Here is a 17,029-nt window from a genome sequence, read left to right on the forward strand (position 1 = left end):
ACCGGCCTGTCACGCCGGGGGTCGCGGGTTCGAGTCCCGTCCGCTGCGCCATATATAGAAAGCCCTCAGGTAGCGATACCTGGGGGCTTTTTCTTTGCCTGCGAAAAAGCCTCCCGACGTCCCGTCCCGCCTCCGCAAAAAAATGCTGGCAATTCATGCGTTTCTCGCCGTCCAGCGCTGAACTATTTGCCTGTTCTTCGATCCTATATGCCCATAGCCACTGGTCGCAGGGGCCTGCTAAGCTCGCGACTTCATAGAACATGCCATCACGGCGGACAGACAAGGAATCAGCATGAAACAACATCGGTTGGCAGCGGCTGTGGCTCTGGTGGGCCTGGTGCTCGCGGGCTGCGATTCGCAGACCAGCGTCGAGCTCAAGACTCCGGCACAGAAGGCCTCCTATGGCATCGGCCTGAACATGGGCAAGAGCCTGGCCCAGGAAGGCATGGACGATCTGGATTCCAAAGCTGTCGCCCAGGGCATCGAAGATGCCATCGGCAAGAAGGAACAGCGCCTGAAGGACGACGAGCTGGTCGAAGCCTTCGCCTTCCTGCAGAAGCGTGCCGAAGAGCGCATGACCAAGCTCAACGAGGAATCCGCCAAGGCGGGCAAGAAGTTCCTCGAAGAGAACGGCAAGCGTGAGGGCGTGACTACCACCGCTTCCGGCCTGCAGTACGAAGTTGTGAAGAAGGCCGATGGCGCGCAGCCCAAGGCCACCGACGTGGTGACCGTTCACTACGAAGGCAAGCTGACCGATGGCACCGTCTTCGACAGCTCCATCCAGCGTGGCAGCCCGATCGACCTGCCGGTCAACGGCGTGATCCCGGGTTGGGTCGAAGGCCTGCAACTGATGCACGTTGGCGAGAAGTACAAGCTCTATATCCCGAGCGAGCTGGCCTACGGCGAGCAGAGCCCGAGCCCGGCGATTCCGGCGAACTCCGTTCTGGTGTTCGACCTGGAACTGATCGGCATCAAGGACCCGGCTGCCGCTCCCCAGCAGTAAGCCGTTGTCTTTCGAGACGCCCCGCATTGCGGGGCGTTTTCGTTTCTGCGGTCGGGGCCACTCTTTCGGATAGCCGCGCTGCGTTTCGGTAACCGTTTTTGCCGGTGCGGTCGCGGAGCGAACCTGACGCTGACTGCTGGGTCTGAACGAAGGTGTTCCGGCATCCTGGTGTTACGGTTATGCACATGACCGAGTAACCACGGGACTTGTCACTGCGGTTTGCTGTCGCAGGCGCTGGTCGATTTTCAACCAGTTGATTTTGTTGGTGTTTTTAGCTTGGCCAAAAAATCGCCGATCTGTAGCGAAGCCGCGTGGCGCGGGCTTTTGCAGGTTGTCGGGATAAACTGCTAACAAGGTTATCCACAGCTTCTGTGGGTAACCGCCCATAGGCCCGTTCCCATGCGGTTTGCCGAGGAGCGACCATGAAAATACCCCCGAATCTCGAGCGTTACCTGCCCATTGCGCGGCGTTTCCTGGCGCGCGGAAGATTGCCTGCGTTGTTGCTGGCGGTGACCCGCAAGAGCGCGAAACAGAGCGGCCGCCTGGGTGCGGTGAAGGACGACCTGCAGGTGTTACTGGCCCTTTGCGTGGCGCGCCTGCGTGGCCAGTACCGTGACATCAGCCCCAAGGCGCTGCTCTCCATCGTCGCCGGCCTGGTGTATTTCCTCACCCCGGTGGATGCCATCCCTGATTGGGTGCTCGGTGTCGGCCTGATCGATGACCTCGGCGTGCTCGCCTGGGTGCTCAAGACCTGGAGCGCCGAGATCGACGCCTTCCGCCATTGGCGCGAGGTGCAGACGCCGGAAGTGAGCGCTTCCCTGGAGCGCATACCGGCTCGTGAAGAGGTGATCGACGAGGTGCTCTGAGGCCGGCGAAGTGCAGGCGCACACGGTTCACAGCTTGTTCACTGATGGCCCCCGGAGGCTGATTCGCCCTGTTAATATGGCGATCTGCAAGGAAAGTGCTGAAGCTGTCGGCACTGCTGTCCACGGGAGTTTCAATGAACGTGCAAGTGATCATGCGTGACGGTGAAGCAGAGTACGCAGTGTTGCCCTGGGCTGATTACCAGGCACTGCTACAGGCTGCCGGACAAGCCACCCAGGCGCCCAGCAGCGCCGCCGCCACCCCTGCTTTCTCGCAGCTGCAGGCATTGCGTGAGGCGCAGGGGCAGAGCCAGGAACAATTGGCCCGCGCCGTTGGTATCAGCCCGGTTTACCTGGCCCTGATCGAGAGCGGCGAGCGCGAGCCGGATACGGCCATCAAGCGCTCGCTGGCCCATATTCTGGGTGTCGCCGGTTGGGAGTCCGAATCTTGAGCGTGCGCATCAGCCGCCAGCACTGGCAGGCCTTGCTCGGTGAGCTCGAAGATGCGCGCCGCCAGCGCCACCTGCTGACCTATCGCGCGTTGGTTGAGCGGCTGCAGCTCCCCACCCCCGCGATGCAGACCCTTACCGCTGCGCTGGAGCACCTGGCTGCACTGGATGCCCGGGCCGAACGCCCGCTGCGCAGCTCGCTGGTGATCAGCCAGGGTGCCAGCCGCCTGCCGCGCACCGGCTTCTTCGAATGCGTGATACGCCTGGGGCGTTTTCCCGGCCCGCCGGATGGCATCGCCGCGGCCTCCTGGCATGCCGCGGAAGTGGTCCGGGTATTCGAGTTCACCTACCCCGAGGAAGTCTGATGCTGCTGTGGAAGCTGCGGGCCCATGTTGGCTACCGGGTCGCCCGCTGGTTGCTGCGTTGGCCTTCGCTGGTCCGCCAGCCGCGTGCCTGGAACTGGATGCAGGGCCAGTACGCGCGCATGGCGAACCTCGGCGATGTGGCTGCACAGAGCTTCTATGGCCATCTCCTGCTGCACCGTGGCCAGGGCTTCGGTGCTCGGGAAGAGGGCATCCGCATGCTGCGCCTGGCGGCCCACGCCGGTGACGGCAAATCCGCCTACCAGCTCGGTGTGGTGACCTTGGCAGGCGATACCCGTAACCCGCCGGACGCCGGTGAAGCCGCGTCCTGGTGGGCGCTCGCCGAGGCCGCCGGGCACCCGCTGGCGGCCAAGCGCCTGGCCGACCTGTACCGTGATGGTGGGCCCGGCCTGGCACCCGACCCAGCCGCTGCCGAGCGCATGGCTGCCAGCGCCGCGCAACGGGGCTTCTGACCCCACCGCCGATCACCTCGGATCAAACCGCGTCGATGATGTGCAGGCTGTAGCCGGGCACTTCCTTGGCGTGGCGCTTGGCTTCCGAGGCGAGGGCGGCGAGCTGGCTGGCATCCAAGTGGGCGCAGGCGTCGGCACTGAGATTGACCACGCCGATGGACAGTGACAGCAGCGGGAACTCCTCGCGCTCGCCACGGCGGTTGTGGGCGATGAAGCAGCCCGCTTGCAGGTGGTCATTGCGATAGAAGCGCCGGCACTGGCCCTGGAAATCCTCCAGCAGGTAGTTGAGCTTGGCGCGCCAGTCTTCCGAGCCCAGCACCAGCATGAAGTCGTCGCCGCCGATATGGCCGACGAAGTCCCGCGCGGGATCGACGCGCTCGTTCAGGCATTGCGCCAGGCACAGCAGCACTTCATCGCCCTTGGCGTAGCCGTAGAGGTCGTTGAAGGGCTTGAAGCTGTCGATGTCCACGTAGCAGACCATCGCCGGGCGGCTCTGCTGCAGCAGGCGCGCCAGGCACTGCTGGATGGGCACGTTGCCAGGCAGCAGGGTCAGCGGATTGGCATGGCGGGCCTGCTGGATCTTCATCTCGGTGATCAGTTTCAGCACGTCGATCACCCGCCCCAGGCCCAGGTAGCGGCCTTCGGAAACGATGATGAAGTCTTCCTCGATACGCTGACGCGCGCGACTGGTGAGCAGGCGGCTGACCCGCTGCAGGGACTGGCTCAGCTCCACCGCGAGGAAGTCGTCGCTCATCAGCCGGCTGATGGGTTTGCGCGCGAACAGATCAGTGGCGAAGGGCTTGAGCAGGGCATCGGAAAGCAGGTGGCGATGGACGATGCCCACCGGCTGCTGTTGGGCGTCGATCACTGCCAGGGAGTTGAGGTTGGCCTGGGCGCGGAAGGCTTCCAGGACCACGGCGATGGGGGTGTTCTGGTCCACCGCTGCCTGCTCGTTGAGCAGGGCCTGCAGGTCGGAGCCATCGTCGGCGAGGGTGCTGGTGCTCTCCAGTTGTGGCAGCAGCGGCCGGGCATCCCGGGGCGGCTGCTCCTGGGGGCGGCAGAGCAGGTAGCCCTGGACCAGATCCAGGCCCATCTCGGCGAGTACTGCCAGTTCTTCGGGCAGTTCGATGCCTTCGGCGATCACCTGCGCTCGCGAAGCCTTGGCCATCTTGAGGATGGAGCCGACGAATTCGCGCTTCACCGCGTCCTGGTGGATGCCGTCGATGAAGTGGCGGTCGATCTTCACGTAGTCGGGGCGCAGTTCCGACCACAGGCGCAGACTGGAGTAGCCGGCACCCAGGTCATCCAGGGCGATGGAGAAGCCCATGGCGCGGTAGTGGTGCAGGGCGGTGTCCAGCAGGCCGAAGTCCTCGGTGGGGGCGTGCTCGGTCAGCTCGATCACCACCTGGCCCGGCGGGATGCCGAAGGACTGCAGCAACTGCAGGGTGCGACCGGGCTGGTGAGCCGGGTCGAGCAGGGATTCGGGGGACACGTTGAGGAACAGCTTGCCGTCGAGCTTCAGCTCGTGGAAGCGCGTGCAGGCGCGTTTGCGGCAGGCCATTTCCAGCTCGCTGAGGCGCCCTGCATGACGGGCGACGGCGAACAGGGTGACGGGGGAGTGCAGGGGGCTGTTGGAGGGGCCTCGGGTAAGGGCCTCGTAACCCAGGATGCGGCGTTCGGAAAGCGAGATGATCGGCTGGAAAAGGCTGTTCAGGTCGCCGTGAGCGAGGATCTGGCCCAAGGCGCTCAACTGCTCGGTGACTGTCATGTTGGCTCTCGTGAATGCGGCTCAAAAGCAAAGGGGCCGCATCAGCGGCCCCTGCATTTCACGACAGTTTCGTGACGTTCTGATGACGTTCGATCAGTGCTTGGCGACCGTCGAATTCAGACCCAGGTAGTCGAGCAGGATCTGCCCGGTCTCGGTCAGGTAGGCATCGTCTTCCGGCTTGGTCTTGTCATCGTCCAGCGGCAGCGCGTCCTCGTCTTCCTTCTTCAGTTCCTTCAGCGGCTCCTCACCCTTGCCCTTGCGACGGGTGTTTTCCATCGCCAGCTGCTTGGCCTCGATATCGGCCTGCTGGGCACGACGCTTGGCCTCGTTGAGGGTGATGGTGGTTTCCTTCATCAGCTTCTGGGCCAGGGCCAGGCGCTCGCGGCTGTAGACGAAGTCGGGATTGTGCGCAGTGCGCGAATCGTGACGGGCCTTGAGCTCGGAGAGGAAGGGCTTGAAGGGGTCGACCTCGGGCTTGATGGCCGGGCGGATGCTGTCCCAGGGCATGGCCTCGGGCAGCGCGCTTTCGCCGATTTCCTTGGTGTCGACCACCGAGGGGTACTCGATGTCCGGGATCACGCCCTGGTGCTGGGTGCTCTGGCCGGAGACGCGGTAGAACTTGGCCAGGGTCAGCTTCAGCTCACCATGGTTCAGCGGCTGGATGGTCTGCACGGTGCCCTTGCCGAAGGTCTGGCCACCGATTATCAGCGCACGGTGATAGTCCTGCATGGCGCCGGCGAAGATCTCCGAGGCCGAGGCAGACAGGCGGTTCACCAGCACGGCCATCGGACCCTTGTAGAAGATGCCGGTGTTCTCGTCGGCCAGCACGTCGACACGGCCGTCGCTGTTGCGTACCAGCACGGTCGGGCCCTGGTCGATGAACAGACCGGTCAGCTCGGTGGCTTCCTGCAGAGAGCCGCCGCCGTTGTTGCGCAGGTCGATGACCACGCCGTCGACCTTCTCCTTCTGCAGCTCGCCGAGCAGCTTCTTCACGTCGCGGGTGGTGCTCTTGTACTCGGGATCACCGGCGCGGAACGCCTTGAAGTCGAGGTAGAAGGCCGGCACTTCGATCACGCCGAGCTTGAAGGTGTGGCCTTCATGTTCGAGGTTGAGCACGGACTTCTTCGCGGCTTGCTCTTCGAGCTTCACTGCCTCGCGGGTGATGGAGACGATCTTGCTGCTCTGGTCGTTGGGCGCGTTGTTCGCGGGGACCACTTCCAGGCGTACCACCGAGCCTTTCGGGCCACGGATCAGCTTGACCACTTCGTCCAGGCGCCAGCCGATCACATCGACCATCTCGCCCGTGCCCTGGGCGACGCCGACGATCTTGTCGGCGGGGGCGATCTGCTTGCTCTTCTCGGCGGGGCCGGCAGGCACCAGGCGCACCACCTTGACGTGCTCGTTGTCGCTTTGCAGCACCGCACCGATGCCTTCCAGCGACAGGCTCATGTTGATGTCGAAGTTCTCCGCGTTATCCGGGGAGAGGTACTGGGTGTGCGGGTCGTAGGTCTGTGCGAAGGCGTTGATATAGGCCTGGAACACATCCTCGCCACGGGTCTGCTCGAGGCGCGAAAGCTGGTTCTTGTAGCGCTTGACCAGCAGCTCCTGGATCGCCTTCGGCTCTTTATTGGCGATCTTCAGGCGCAGGACTTCGTCCTTCACGCGCTTGCGCCAGAGGTCGTCGAGGGCGGCACGGTCCTTGGCCCAGGTGGCCTTCTCGCGGTCGGTCTCGAGGCTCTCGTCGACGCTGAAGTCGATCTTGTCGACGCCCTTGTCGAGCATCGCCAGGGCGAAGTCCAGGCGCTCCTTGAGGCGGTCGAGATGACGCTTGTAGATGGTGAAGCCCGGGTCCAGGTCGCCGCTCTTGAGGAAGTCGTCGAACTGGGTTTTCCACTGGTTGAATTCGGCGATGTCGCCGGCGGTGAAATACATCTTCGCCGGGTCGAGGAGCTTGAGGTAGCCCTCGTAGATCTTCACCGAGCGCTCATCGTTGAGTGGCGGCTTGTTGTAGTGGTGGCGCTTGAGCAGCTCCACCACATTGAGGCTGGCTATCACCTGCTCACGGTCGGGCTGGATGGAGTCCCAGCTGTCGCTTGCCGAGGTGGTGGACGCATGCAGCGGCAGAACGCTGATGCTGAATACAAACGCAAGGGCGGAGCAGATCAGTGAACGCTTCATGCTGATTCGACGTCGGGGGAGGTGATAACGCATATTAGGCCGTATTTGAGGGCGCCGGGTTCCATCGGCGCAAAGCAAAAGCCCGGCGGTCAGCCGCCGGGCGAGTCCTGGGTCACTATGGAGGCAGCGTGAAAGCATTGCAAGGCGTTGAAGGGCGCGTGGAATGGGCTGAACGCCCCATTCCTGACTGTGATGTGGGGCAGGTCCGCATTCGTGTGGCGGCCGCGGGATTGAACCGCGCCGATCTGTTGCAGGCGGCGGGGCATTACCCTCCGCCTCCCGGTGCGAGCGACATCATCGGCCTTGAGTGTTCGGGCGTGATTACCGAAGTGGGGGCGGGTGCGGCGTGGAAGGTGGGCGACCGTGTCTGCGCGTTGCTGGCTGGCGGCGGCATGGCCGAAGACGTGGTGGTGGATGCTGGTCACGTGCTGCCGGTGCCCGAGGGCCTCAGCCTGGCGGAGGGCGCAGCGCTGCCGGAGGTGTACGCCACTGCCTGGCTCAACCTGTTCCAGCTGGCCGGCCTGAAGCCCGGTGAGAAGGTGCTGTTGCACGCGGGGGCCAGCGGCGTCGGCTCCGCCGCCATCCAGCTGTGCAAGGCCTTTGGCAGCCCGGTCTGGGTCAGCGTCGGTTCTGCCGAGCGCCTGGCCTATTGCGAGGGCCTCGGCGCCCAGGGCGGCGCACTGCGCGGCGAGACGCTGGAGAGCCTGCGCGACTTCGGCCCCTTCGATGTGATCCTCGACCCGGTCGGCGGCAACTATGCCGCGCTCAACCTCGACTTGCTGGCCCGCGATGGCCGCTGGGTGAATATCGGCCTCATGGGCGGCCGCAAGGCCGAGCTGGATATGGCCCTGGTGCTGGGCAAGCGCATCCAGCTGATCGGCTCGACCCTGCGCAACCGCGACGACGCCTTCAAGGCCGACCTGCTGCGTGATCTTGGCCAGCATGCCTGGCCGCTGTTCGCCGAAGGCCGCCTGAAGCCGCAGCTGGAACAAAGCTTCGCCGCCAAGGACGTGGAAGCCGCCTTCGCCGCTCTGAACAGTAACCAGGTGTCGGGTAAGGTGGTTGTCGTACTGGACGAATCCCTCGTCTAGTTTCCTTTCGATACCCTGGGTGACAGGCTGGAAGGCCCGTGGTTACTGGGCTTCAGAGCGATATAGGAAATCAATGAGGTCGATTCCTTCAATCAATAAGCTCTTTACAGCGCAACCACCTAGTATTCGTCTGGTAAATTTCTCAACCCACACTTCCAACTCATAAGAGGTCCACTCGATGTCTCTGATCAACACCGCAGTTCAACCTTTCAAGGTCAACGCTTTCCACAACGGCAAGTTCATCGAAGTCACCGAAGAATCCCTCAAGGGCAAGTGGTCGGTCCTGATCTTCATGCCGGCAGCCTTCACCTTCAACTGCCCCACCGAGATCGAAGACGCCGCCAACAACTACGGCGAGTTCCAGAAGGCCGGTACCGAGGTCTACATCGTGACCACCGATACCCACTTCTCCCACAAGGTTTGGCACGAGACTTCCCCGGCAGTGGGCAAGGCCCAGTTCCCGCTGATCGGTGACCCGACCCACCAGCTGACCAACGCCTTCGGCGTGCACATCCCGGAAGAAGGCCTGGCTCTGCGCGGCACCTTCGTGATCAACCCGGAAGGCATCATCAAGACCGTTGAGATCCACTCCAACGAAATCGCTCGTGATGTCGGCGAGACCCTGCGCAAGCTGAAAGCTGCCCAGTACACCGCTGCCCACCCGGGTGAAGTCTGCCCGGCCAAGTGGAAGGAAGGCGAGAAGACCCTCGCTCCGTCCCTGGACCTGGTTGGCAAGATCTAAGCTACAAAACGCAGTACCTCCCCCCGGTGGTCGGCCTCATGCCGACCACCCTGCAAAAAGCCCGAATCCGAGCGAGCAGGGCGGACGCGCACGCGTCCGCCGCGGGGTCCCCTTTGCCCGAAACAAGCAGGAGCCGAATCATGTTGGACGCCAATCTTAAAACCCAGTTGAAGGCCTATCTGGAAAAGGTCACCCAGCCGTTCGAGATCGTCGCGTCCCTCGATGACAGCGACAAATCCAAGGAGCTGCGCGACCTGCTGCACGACATCGTCGGCCTGACCGACAAGATCACCCTGCGCGAAGACGGTGGCGATGCCCGCACGCCTTCCTTCTCGCTGGAACGCCCCGGTGCGGATATCAGCCTGCGTTTCGCCGGCATCCCCATGGGCCACGAATTCACCTCCCTGGTGCTGGCACTGCTGCAGGTCGGCGGCCACCCCTCCAAGCTCGAAGCCGATGTGATCGAGCAGGTGAAGGGCATCCAGGGCGAGTTCAACTTCGAAACCTACTTTTCGCTGTCCTGCCAGAACTGCCCGGATGTGGTCCAGGCGTTGAACCTGATGGCCGTGCTCAACCCGAACATCCGTCACGTCGCCATCGATGGCGCGCTGTTCCAGGATGAAGTCGAGCAGCGCCAGATCATGTCGGTGCCGAGCATCTACCTGAACGGCGAGCTGTTCAGCCAGGGCCGCATGGGCGTGGAGGAAATCCTCGCCAAGATCGACACCGGCGCTTCCGCCCGTGATGCCGAGAAACTCAATGCCAAGGACGCCTTCGACGTTCTGGTGATCGGCGGTGGCCCGGCCGGTGCATCGGCCGCCATCTACGCCGCCCGCAAGGGCATCCGTACCGGTGTCGCGGCCGAGCGTTTCGGCGGCCAGGTGCTGGACACCATGGCCATCGAGAACTTCATCTCCGTGCAGGAGACCGAAGGCCCGAAACTGGCCCGTGCCCTGGAAGAGCACGTCAAGCAATACGACGTCGACATCATGAACCTGCAGCGTGCCAGCCAGCTGATCCCGGCCAAGGCCGAAGGCGAGCTGCATGAAGTGAAGTTCGAGAGCGGTGCCAGCCTCAAGGCCAAGACCGTGATCCTCTCCACCGGCGCCCGCTGGCGCGAAATGAACGTACCCGGCGAGCAGGAATACCGTGGCCGTGGCGTCGCCTACTGCCCGCACTGCGACGGCCCGCTGTTCAAGGGCAAGCGCGTGGCGGTGATCGGTGGCGGCAACTCCGGCGTGGAAGCAGCCATCGACCTGGCCGGCATCGTCGCCCATGTCACCCTGATCGAGTTCGACAGCCAGCTGCGTGCCGACGCCGTGCTGCAGAAGAAACTGCGCAGCCTCGGCAACGTCGACATCATCACCAGCGCGCTGACCAGCGAAGTGAAGGGCGATGGCCAGAAGGTCACCGGCCTCACCTACAAGGACCGCAACTCCGACGAGTTCAAGGCCCTGGAACTGGAAGGCATCTTCGTGCAGATCGGCCTGCTGCCCAACAGCGATTGGCTCAAGGGCACCGTCGAGTTGAGCCAGCGCGGCGAGATCATCGTCGACGCCCGTGGCGAGACCTCGCTGCCCGGCGTGTTCGCTGCCGGCGACGTGACCACCGTGCCCTACAAGCAGATCGTGATTGCGGTCGGCGAGGGTGCCAAGGCCTCCCTGAGCGCCTTCGACCACCTGATCCGCACCACCTGATCCACCCCGCTCCAACAACAAAGGCAGCCCTCGGGCTGCCTTTTTTCATGGCCGTTCTGACCTTGTAGCCCGGGCTTCAGCCCGGGACGGTGATGTCCGCGCTCACCCCTCCCGTTTGAGGTAATCCACCGGCACCCGCGCCGTCAGCCACACGCCGTTTTCCGCCTGGTGGAATTCGAAGCCGTCCTCGTGCATGGCGCTGGCCGCGATCTCGAGGATCACCGGCTCGCCATAGCGTTCGCCCACCTGGGTGGCGGTTTCACGGTCTTCGGAGAGGTGCACGTGGTGACGTGAGCCGGCGATCAGGCCCTTCTGCAGGATGCTGTCGACAAAGCGGCTGGCGGTGCCGTGGAACAGCCGCTGCGGCGGCACCACGGCGTCGTACTGGCGCTGCACCGAGGCGGTCGAATGGCCTTGTACGGCGCGAATGCGCCGGCCGTCCTCGGAAATGGCGAAGCGCTTCTTGTCGTTGTTCGCCACCACGCGACGGATCGCCAGCTCATCGAGTTCCTTGCCCGTGCGTGCGGCACCGGTGATCAGCGCCTCGATATCGGCCCAGCCTTCGCTGTCCAGCTGCAGGCCGATGGCCTCGGGTTTGTGCCTCAGTACAAAGCTGAGGAAGCGGCTTACCTCGACATCCGGTCCATTGCTCATGGTGAGCTCCTGCATCCTGCGTGATTGAGGGGCAGATTCTGCCACGACGGCAGGACCGACCAAATACCTCGAACCTTCACCGGCCACCTCCCTCACAACTCCTGACGACCACGAAACCACGAGGTGGAACATGCCCGTCAAACATGACCTGAGCCAGGACATCGGCATCGATGCCCGCGAGCTGGAGCAGCGCAAGCGCGACGACCGCAAGCTGGTGCGCCTGATCGACGACTACGAGTCGGCCGACCTCAAGCTGGTGGAGCTGGGCTCCAACGCCGGTCTCGGCGTATCGGACGAGGATATGCACAGGCTCAAGGCCGAGCGCCTGCTGGCCAAGGACCGCATCGTCCAGCGCCTGAAGTACGGCACCTGAGGGAGGGCGCGCCATGATCGACAGGGACCCGAGCGTTACCGAGGACGGCGAGCTGCCCGAGATCACCCCCGACGAGGAAGTGGAGAACCAGGCCGAGGTGGAGCGCCTGCAGAAACCGCGCGACCCCCAGCCTGACCTGCGACCACGCCACCACGAGCCAGAGCTGCCCGGCGAGGGCGACAATACGGTGCCTTGAGCGTCACTCGGCCCGGTGGCAGCAGACGCACAGCTTGTTGCCATCCGGGTCGCGGAAATAGGCCCCGTAGTAGTCGGGGTGATAGTGCGGCCGCAGGCCTGGTGCTCCTTCGCAATGGCCGCCATTGGCCAGTGCCAGGGCGTGGCAGCGGTCGACGCTGGCGCGGTCCGGCGCCAGCAGGGCGACCATCTGGCCATTGCCCACGGCCGCTACCTCGCCATCGAACGGCGCGCCCAGCACCAGCAACGGACGCGGTGCATCCGCCGGCATCCAGCCCGCCCAGGGTCGGGACAGGTCGCAGAATTTCTGCGGCAGCCCCAGTGCCTCCATCAGCGGTGTGTAGAAGGCCAGGGCACGGGTGAAGTCGTTGGTACCGATGCAGACATGGGACAGCATGAGCGACTCTCCTGGGCGGCCACGAACGCCGATTATGCTCGGCCCTCTTTCTTGCTGGCCAGCCGGCGCCTAGCATGTTCGCCTTCGCGCCTCGGCGCCGACACCCCCTGAAAGGAATTCCCGTGAGCCTGCATATCCGCGATGCCGTGCGCAGCGATGCCCCCCAGATTCTCGCCTTCATCACCGAACTGGCCATCTACGAGAAGGCCGAACACGAAGTCATCGCCACCGTCGCCGATATCGAGCAGAGCCTGTTCGAGGGCGACACCCCGGCCCGCGCGCTGATCTGCGAGCTGGACGGCACGTCCATCGGCTTCGCCGTGTATTTCTACAGCTACTCCACCTGGCTGGGCCGCAAGGGCATGTACCTGGAAGACCTCTACGTTTCTCCCCAGCAACGCGGCGTCGGTGCCGGCAAGGCGCTGTTGCGCCACCTTGCGCGCCTGGCCTGCGACAGCGGCTGCGGCCGCCTGGAGTGGAGCGTGCTGGACTGGAACGAGCCCGCCATCCAGTTCTACCAATCCATCGGCGCCAGCCCCCAGGACGAGTGGGTGCGCTACCGCATGGCCGGCGACGAGCTCAAGGCTTTCGCCCACGGCGATAGCTGAGTTCTCGGCAAACCAGGCACGCGGGTTTCACCCGCCCTACGGCATGTCGCAGGGCGGGGTGACTCAACGCCAGTCGAGGATCGGCCAGCCGGCCTGTTCGGCGTGTTCGCGCAGGGCCGGGTCGGGGTTGACCACGCGGGGGTTGCTGACCAGCTTGAGCAGCGGCAGGTCGTTGCGCGAGTCGGAGTAGAAGTAGGCGCCGTCGAGGCTTTCGCCTTCGGCCTCGAGCCAGGCGTGCAGGCGGGTGACCTTGCCCTCGCGGTAGGTGAGCACACCGCGGGTGTTGCCGCTGTAGTGGCCGTGTTGCTCTTCCAGGTCGATGGCCAGCACCTCGTCGATCTTCAGCCGTTCGGCGATGGCGCTGACCAGGAAGTGCGCGGAGGCGGAGATCACCAGGATGCGGTCGCCGGCTTCGCGGTGGCTGGCCAGGCAGCGGGTGGCGTCGCTGTGGAAGATGGGTTCGATCACGTCCTCGACGAAGGGCTCGACGACGAAGGCCACTTCCTCCGGCGTGCGGCCCACCAGGGGCGAGAGGCTGAAGGCCATGTAGTCCTCCATCGCCAGCTTGCCTTCGGCATAGAGCGCCATGAGCTCGTGGTCCTTCTTGACGAAGGACTCACCGTCCACCCAGCCGATGGCGGCCATGTGTTCGCTCCACAGGCTGGCGCAGTCGCCGTCGATGAGGGTGTCGTCGAGATCGAAGATCGCCAGGGTCATCACGCCACCTCCCGGATCGCGTTGTCGTCGATGGACAGGCCGATGCGCTGGCCCTTGCCATGCAGGTCGTCGGCGCTGCGGTTGAGCACGTCCACCACCAGTTCCACACCCCGTGCTTCCACGCGGTAGCGGATGACGTTGCCCAGCAGGCTGTGGCTGCGGACTTCCGCCTCGATGGCGCCGTCGCGGCTCAGCGAGATGGCTTCCGGGCGGATGGCGATGCGGCTGGCCACCGGGCGCGCCAGCAGGCGTGCGGCGTCTTCGGCTTCGAGCAGGTTGTAGTTGCCGATGAAGCCGGCGGCGAAGGCGTCCACCGGGGCGGTGTAGAGGGTTTCGGCGTCGCCGCTCTGGACGATGCGCCCGGCATTCATCAGGAAGATGCGGTCGGACATGGTCAGCGCCTCCTCCTGGTCGTGGGTGACGAAGATGGTGGTCAGCCCCAGCTCCTGCTGGATGCTGCGGATCTGCTCGCGCAGGTGCTTGCGGATGCGCGCGTCGAGGGCCGAGAGCGGCTCGTCGAGCAGCAGCAGGCGCGGGCGGGTGACCAGGGAGCGGGCCAGGGCCACGCGCTGGCACTGGCCACCGGAGAGCTGGTGCGGGTAGCGGTCGGCGTACGTGTCCAGCTCGACCATGGCCAGGGCTTCCTGCACGCGGCGGGCGCTTTCTTCCTTGCTGGCCTTCTGCATGCGCAGGCCGAAGGCGACGTTCTGCGCGGCGGTCATGTTGGGGAACAGCGCGTAGCTCTGGAACACCATGCCGATGCCGCGCTTCTGCGGCGACAGCGGCACCAGGTCCTGGCCGTCGAGGATGATTTTGCCGCCATTGACCTCGGTGAGCCCGGCGATGCAGCGCAGCAGGGTGGATTTGCCGCAGCCGGAAGGGCCGAGGAGGGTGACGAACTCACCCTGGCCGATCTCGCAGTTGATGTCGCTGAAGATCGAGGTGGCGGCATAGCTTTTGTGCAGCCCCTGAATGCTCAGAAAACTCATGATTTGTCCTTGTTCAGGCGGTTGGCTGCCCAGGTGAACAGCAGCACGAAGAAGAAGTAGGAGATCACCAGGGCGCTGTTGAAGTGGCCGCTGCTGTTCTTCATGTTGTTCAGGTAGACCTGCAGGGTTTCGTAGCGCGTGCCCACCAGCAGGTTGGCGAAGACGAACTCGCCGAAGAGGAAGGAGAACGACAGGAACAGCGAAACCATCAGGCCCTTGCGCAGGTTGGGTAGCACCACCAGCAGCGCGGCCTTCCAGGTGCTGGCGCCGAGCAGGTGGGCGGCGTCCATCAGGTCACGCAGGTTGATCGCCTGCAGGTTGTTGGTGATGGCCCGGTACATGAACGGTAGCGCCACGGTGAAGTAGCAGCCGATCAGGATCCACGGCGTACCGACCATGGCCAGCGGGCCGGAACCATAGAGCTGCAGCAGGCCCACCGAAGACACCACCGGCGGCACCGCGAAGGGCAGCAGGATGAGGATGTTCATCAGCGCATCGAGCTTCGGGAAGTGGTAGTGCACCACGAACAGCAGCGGCAGGATCAGCACCACCGACAGTGCCAGGGCGCCGAAGCACACCAGCAGCGATTGGCCGAAGGCAGTGAGGAAGCGGGCGTCGCTCCACAGCGCCAGGTACCACTTGAAGGTCAGGCCATCGGGGAGGATGGAGGCCGACCAGCTGGTGGACAGCGAATAGAGCAGGGTGCCGGCCAGGGGCAGCAGCAGGATCAGGAACAGCAGCCAGACCACGATGCGGTGGTAGAGGTTGCCTGCAGGGGCTTCAGCGCGCGACATGGTAGCTCCTCTTCAGCAGCCACTGGTGGACCACGGTGATCAGCGCCATCAGGCCCACCAGCACCATGGCCAGGGCGCTGGCGAGGTTGGGGTTGAGGGCGATGTCGCCGGCGACCATGGCGGCGATGCGGATCGGCAGCACGTTGAAGTTGCCGGTGGTCAGGGCGTAGACGGTGGCGTAGGCGCCCAGGGCGTTGGCCAGCAGGATGATGAAGGTGCCCAGCAGCGCCGGGGTCAGCACCGGCAGGCCGATGTGCCGCCAGAAGTCCCAGGTGCTGGCGCCGAGCAGCGAGGCGGACTCGCGCCAGTCCGCGCGCAGGGCGTCGAAGGCGGGGTAGAGCAGCAGCACGCCGAGGGGGATCTGGAAGTAGGTGTAGAGCACGATCAGGCCGGTCTTGGAGTAGAGGTTGAAGTCCTCGATCAGCCCGCTCTGCTTGAGCAGCAGGGTCAGTGCACCGTTGAAGCCCAGGAGGATGACGAAGGCGAAGGCCAGGGGCACGCCGGCGAAGTTGCTGGTCATGTTGGAGAAGGCCATGACGAAGTCGCGCAGGCGGCTGTCCACCTGGCGCAGCGAGTAGCTGCCGAGGATGGCGATGAAGATGCCGATCAGGCTCGACCAGAAGGCGATCTGCAGGCTGTGCTTGATCGCCTGCAGGTAGAACTTGGAGGCGAACACCTTGGCGTAGTTGCCCAGGCCCCAGCCTTCGGGGCTGTTCAGGCTGTTGATCGCCACCCAGGCCAGTGGCGCGATCTGGAAGGCGATGAAGAAAATGGCGAATGGCAGCAGGCACAGCAGCGCCAGCCATTTGCCGCGGTTGGCTGAATTCACTTCAACAGCTCCCGGCATACAGGTTTGTCGTGGGGCACGCCCAGCAGTTCGCAAAGGGTGCCGCAAAGGTCGGTCTGCTTCGGCTGCGCATAGCCGTCGAGGCTGAAGGCGTCGCCGAGGACGAACAGCGGCACTTCGCGCTCTTCGGTGAGCAGGCCGTTGTGCGAACGGTCGTTGTTCATGCCGTGGTCGGCGGTCACCAGCACCTGGTAGCCGGCATCGAGCCAGCGCTGCAGGTACTCGGCGAGGATGATGTCGGCGACCCGCGCGCTGTTGCGGTATTGCGGCGTGTCGAGGCCGTGCTTGTGGCCGGCGTCGTCGATGTTCATCGGGTGCACCAGGAGGAAGTCCGGTGCGTGGCGCAGGCGTAGGCTCTCGGCATCGGCGAACAGGTGCGCGTCCGGGTAGTGGTCGGCCCAGTAGAAGTGGCCATGCTGGATGGGCAGTTCGGGCGCCTCGGTGTGGCGGTCGCGGGCGGCGTCGAAGGGCGAGCGGTTATACAGCTCGCTGAACCAGTGGTAGGACGCGGCGGCGGTGGTCAGCCCCGCGTCGCGGGCGTAGTGGAACACGCTGCGCTGGTTGGACAGGCGCGAGACGTCGTTGTGCACGATGCCGCTGTCGATGGGCGGCACCCCGCTGAGGATGCATTCGTAGAGGGGGCGGGACAGCGCCGGCAGCTCGCATTCCAGTTTGTACAGCGCGGCCCGGCCGGCGGCGCAATAAGCCTGGAGGTGGCCCATGGCGTGTTGTGCGACGCCGTGGTTGAGGCCGTCCAGCAGGACCAGGATTGCTTTGTGCTTCATGAGCGGGCACCCAGATGTGACGAGGCGCCGGCCAGGGCCGGCGC

At 64.5% G+C, this 17,029-nt stretch carries 21 protein-coding genes; 11 read left to right on the forward strand and 10 right to left on the reverse strand.

From position 1 onward, the window contains the following. Positions 1 to 262 (reverse strand): hypothetical protein (locus OEJ36_RS23715; RefSeq protein ID WP_263403616.1); only part of this gene is annotated, 262 nt, incomplete at its 3' end. 30 nt (positions 263 to 292) lie between these two features. On the opposite strand from OEJ36_RS23715, the gene OEJ36_RS23720 reads away from it, so the two are divergent. The 5 genes from OEJ36_RS23720 to OEJ36_RS23740 all read left to right on the forward strand — a co-directional run bounded on the left by OEJ36_RS23720 (position 293) and on the right by OEJ36_RS23740 (position 3,150). Continuing rightward, positions 293 to 1,003: an FKBP-type peptidyl-prolyl cis-trans isomerase gene (locus tag OEJ36_RS23720; RefSeq protein WP_263403617.1), complete on the forward strand. Its 711-nt coding sequence runs from the start codon at positions 293 to 295 to the stop codon at positions 1,001 to 1,003. Positions 1,004 to 1,425: 422 nt separating this feature from the next. Then, positions 1,426 to 1,869, forward strand: a complete 444-nt coding sequence (locus OEJ36_RS23725; protein WP_263403618.1) for a YkvA family protein — start codon at positions 1,426 to 1,428, stop codon at positions 1,867 to 1,869. A 134-nt stretch (positions 1,870 to 2,003) separates the two neighbouring features. Further along, entirely contained in the window at positions 2,004 to 2,318 is a 315-nt protein-coding gene (locus OEJ36_RS23730; protein WP_021221315.1) for a helix-turn-helix domain-containing protein, read from the forward strand. Then, positions 2,315 to 2,680 carry a hypothetical protein gene (locus tag OEJ36_RS23735; protein WP_021221314.1) on the forward strand — a complete coding sequence of 122 codons (366 nt, stop codon included), beginning with the start codon at positions 2,315 to 2,317 and terminating at the stop codon, positions 2,678 to 2,680. The genes OEJ36_RS23730 and OEJ36_RS23735 overlap by 4 nt, the downstream gene beginning before the upstream one ends. Further along, entirely contained in the window at positions 2,680 to 3,150 is a 471-nt protein-coding gene (locus OEJ36_RS23740) for a sel1 repeat family protein (protein ID WP_263403619.1), read from the forward strand. Before OEJ36_RS23735 ends, OEJ36_RS23740 begins: the two co-directional genes overlap by 1 nt. A 22-nt stretch (positions 3,151 to 3,172) precedes the next feature. Here OEJ36_RS23740 and OEJ36_RS23745 read toward each other — a convergent pair whose 3' ends face one another. After that, positions 3,173 to 4,918, reverse strand: a complete 1,746-nt coding sequence (locus tag OEJ36_RS23745; RefSeq protein ID WP_263403620.1) for a bifunctional diguanylate cyclase/phosphodiesterase — start codon at positions 4,916 to 4,918, stop codon at positions 3,173 to 3,175. A 93-nt stretch (positions 4,919 to 5,011) separates the two neighbouring features. Next, positions 5,012 to 7,096, reverse strand: a complete 2,085-nt coding sequence (locus OEJ36_RS23750; protein WP_263403621.1) for a carboxy terminal-processing peptidase — start codon at positions 7,094 to 7,096, stop codon at positions 5,012 to 5,014. Between the two features lie 128 nt (positions 7,097 to 7,224). Here OEJ36_RS23750 and OEJ36_RS23755 point away from each other — a divergent pair, with 128 nt between their 5' ends. The 3 genes from OEJ36_RS23755 (at position 7,225) to ahpF (ending at position 10,626) form a co-directional block, all read left to right on the forward strand. Continuing rightward, on the forward strand, positions 7,225 to 8,187 hold the full coding sequence (locus OEJ36_RS23755; RefSeq protein ID WP_263403622.1) for an NAD(P)H-quinone oxidoreductase: 963 nt from the start codon (positions 7,225 to 7,227) through the stop codon (positions 8,185 to 8,187). 178 nt (positions 8,188 to 8,365) lie between these two features. After that, positions 8,366 to 8,929, forward strand: a complete 564-nt coding sequence (gene ahpC / locus OEJ36_RS23760; RefSeq protein WP_021221309.1) for an alkyl hydroperoxide reductase subunit C — start codon at positions 8,366 to 8,368, stop codon at positions 8,927 to 8,929. 140 nt (positions 8,930 to 9,069) lie between these two features. Beyond that, a complete protein-coding gene (gene ahpF, locus OEJ36_RS23765; protein WP_021221308.1) occupies positions 9,070 to 10,626 on the forward strand; it encodes an alkyl hydroperoxide reductase subunit F in 1,557 nt (518 codons plus the stop codon). Positions 10,627 to 10,728: 102 nt separating this feature from the next. Here ahpF and OEJ36_RS23770 read toward each other — a convergent pair whose 3' ends face one another. Next, a complete protein-coding gene (locus OEJ36_RS23770; protein WP_263403623.1) occupies positions 10,729 to 11,280 on the reverse strand; it encodes an RNA 2'-phosphotransferase in 552 nt (183 codons plus the stop codon). Between the two features lie 130 nt (positions 11,281 to 11,410). On the opposite strand from OEJ36_RS23770, the gene OEJ36_RS23775 reads away from it, so the two are divergent. Next, positions 11,411 to 11,653, forward strand: a complete 243-nt coding sequence (locus OEJ36_RS23775; protein ID WP_263403624.1) for a DUF465 domain-containing protein — start codon at positions 11,411 to 11,413, stop codon at positions 11,651 to 11,653. A 13-nt stretch (positions 11,654 to 11,666) separates the two neighbouring features. After that, complete coding sequence (locus OEJ36_RS23780) at positions 11,667 to 11,849, forward strand: hypothetical protein (RefSeq protein WP_263403625.1); 183 nt, start codon at positions 11,667 to 11,669, stop codon at positions 11,847 to 11,849. A gap of 3 nt (positions 11,850 to 11,852) precedes the next feature. Here OEJ36_RS23780 and OEJ36_RS23785 read toward each other — a convergent pair whose 3' ends face one another. After that, the gene (locus OEJ36_RS23785; protein ID WP_263403626.1) at positions 11,853 to 12,245 is read right to left on the reverse strand and encodes a VOC family protein; all 393 of its coding nucleotides are present in this window, start codon (positions 12,243 to 12,245) and stop codon (positions 11,853 to 11,855) included. A 122-nt stretch (positions 12,246 to 12,367) separates the two neighbouring features. Here OEJ36_RS23785 and OEJ36_RS23790 point away from each other — a divergent pair, with 122 nt between their 5' ends. After that, positions 12,368 to 12,853: a GNAT family N-acetyltransferase gene (locus OEJ36_RS23790; RefSeq protein WP_263403627.1), complete on the forward strand. Its 486-nt coding sequence runs from the start codon at positions 12,368 to 12,370 to the stop codon at positions 12,851 to 12,853. A 63-nt stretch (positions 12,854 to 12,916) separates the two neighbouring features. On the opposite strand, the gene OEJ36_RS23795 is transcribed toward OEJ36_RS23790, so the two are convergent. Genes OEJ36_RS23795 through OEJ36_RS23815 form a run of 5 tightly spaced genes read right to left on the reverse strand, consistent with a single transcriptional unit; the run spans position 12,917 to position 16,985 of the window. After that, positions 12,917 to 13,570, reverse strand: coding sequence for an HAD family hydrolase (locus OEJ36_RS23795; RefSeq protein ID WP_021221301.1), 654 nt, complete (start codon positions 13,568 to 13,570; stop codon positions 12,917 to 12,919). After that, positions 13,570 to 14,559: an ABC transporter ATP-binding protein gene (locus OEJ36_RS23800; RefSeq protein WP_263403628.1), complete on the reverse strand. Its 990-nt coding sequence runs from the start codon at positions 14,557 to 14,559 to the stop codon at positions 13,570 to 13,572. Before OEJ36_RS23800 ends, OEJ36_RS23795 begins: the two co-directional genes overlap by 1 nt. Then, positions 14,556 to 15,353, reverse strand: a complete 798-nt coding sequence (locus tag OEJ36_RS23805) for an ABC transporter permease (RefSeq protein ID WP_263403629.1) — start codon at positions 15,351 to 15,353, stop codon at positions 14,556 to 14,558. Before OEJ36_RS23805 ends, OEJ36_RS23800 begins: the two co-directional genes overlap by 4 nt. Further along, a complete protein-coding gene (locus OEJ36_RS23810) occupies positions 15,340 to 16,200 on the reverse strand; it encodes an ABC transporter permease (RefSeq protein WP_043245477.1) in 861 nt (286 codons plus the stop codon). Before OEJ36_RS23810 ends, OEJ36_RS23805 begins: the two co-directional genes overlap by 14 nt. Next, entirely contained in the window at positions 16,179 to 16,985 is an 807-nt protein-coding gene (locus OEJ36_RS23815; protein WP_263403630.1) for an alkaline phosphatase family protein, read from the reverse strand. The genes OEJ36_RS23810 and OEJ36_RS23815 overlap by 22 nt, the downstream gene beginning before the upstream one ends. Positions 16,986 to 17,029: the final 44 nt, after the last annotated feature.

This window comes from Pseudomonas sp. PDM13 (genome assembly GCF_025685765.1).
GTDB lineage: Bacteria > Pseudomonadota > Gammaproteobacteria > Pseudomonadales > Pseudomonadaceae > Metapseudomonas > Metapseudomonas solani.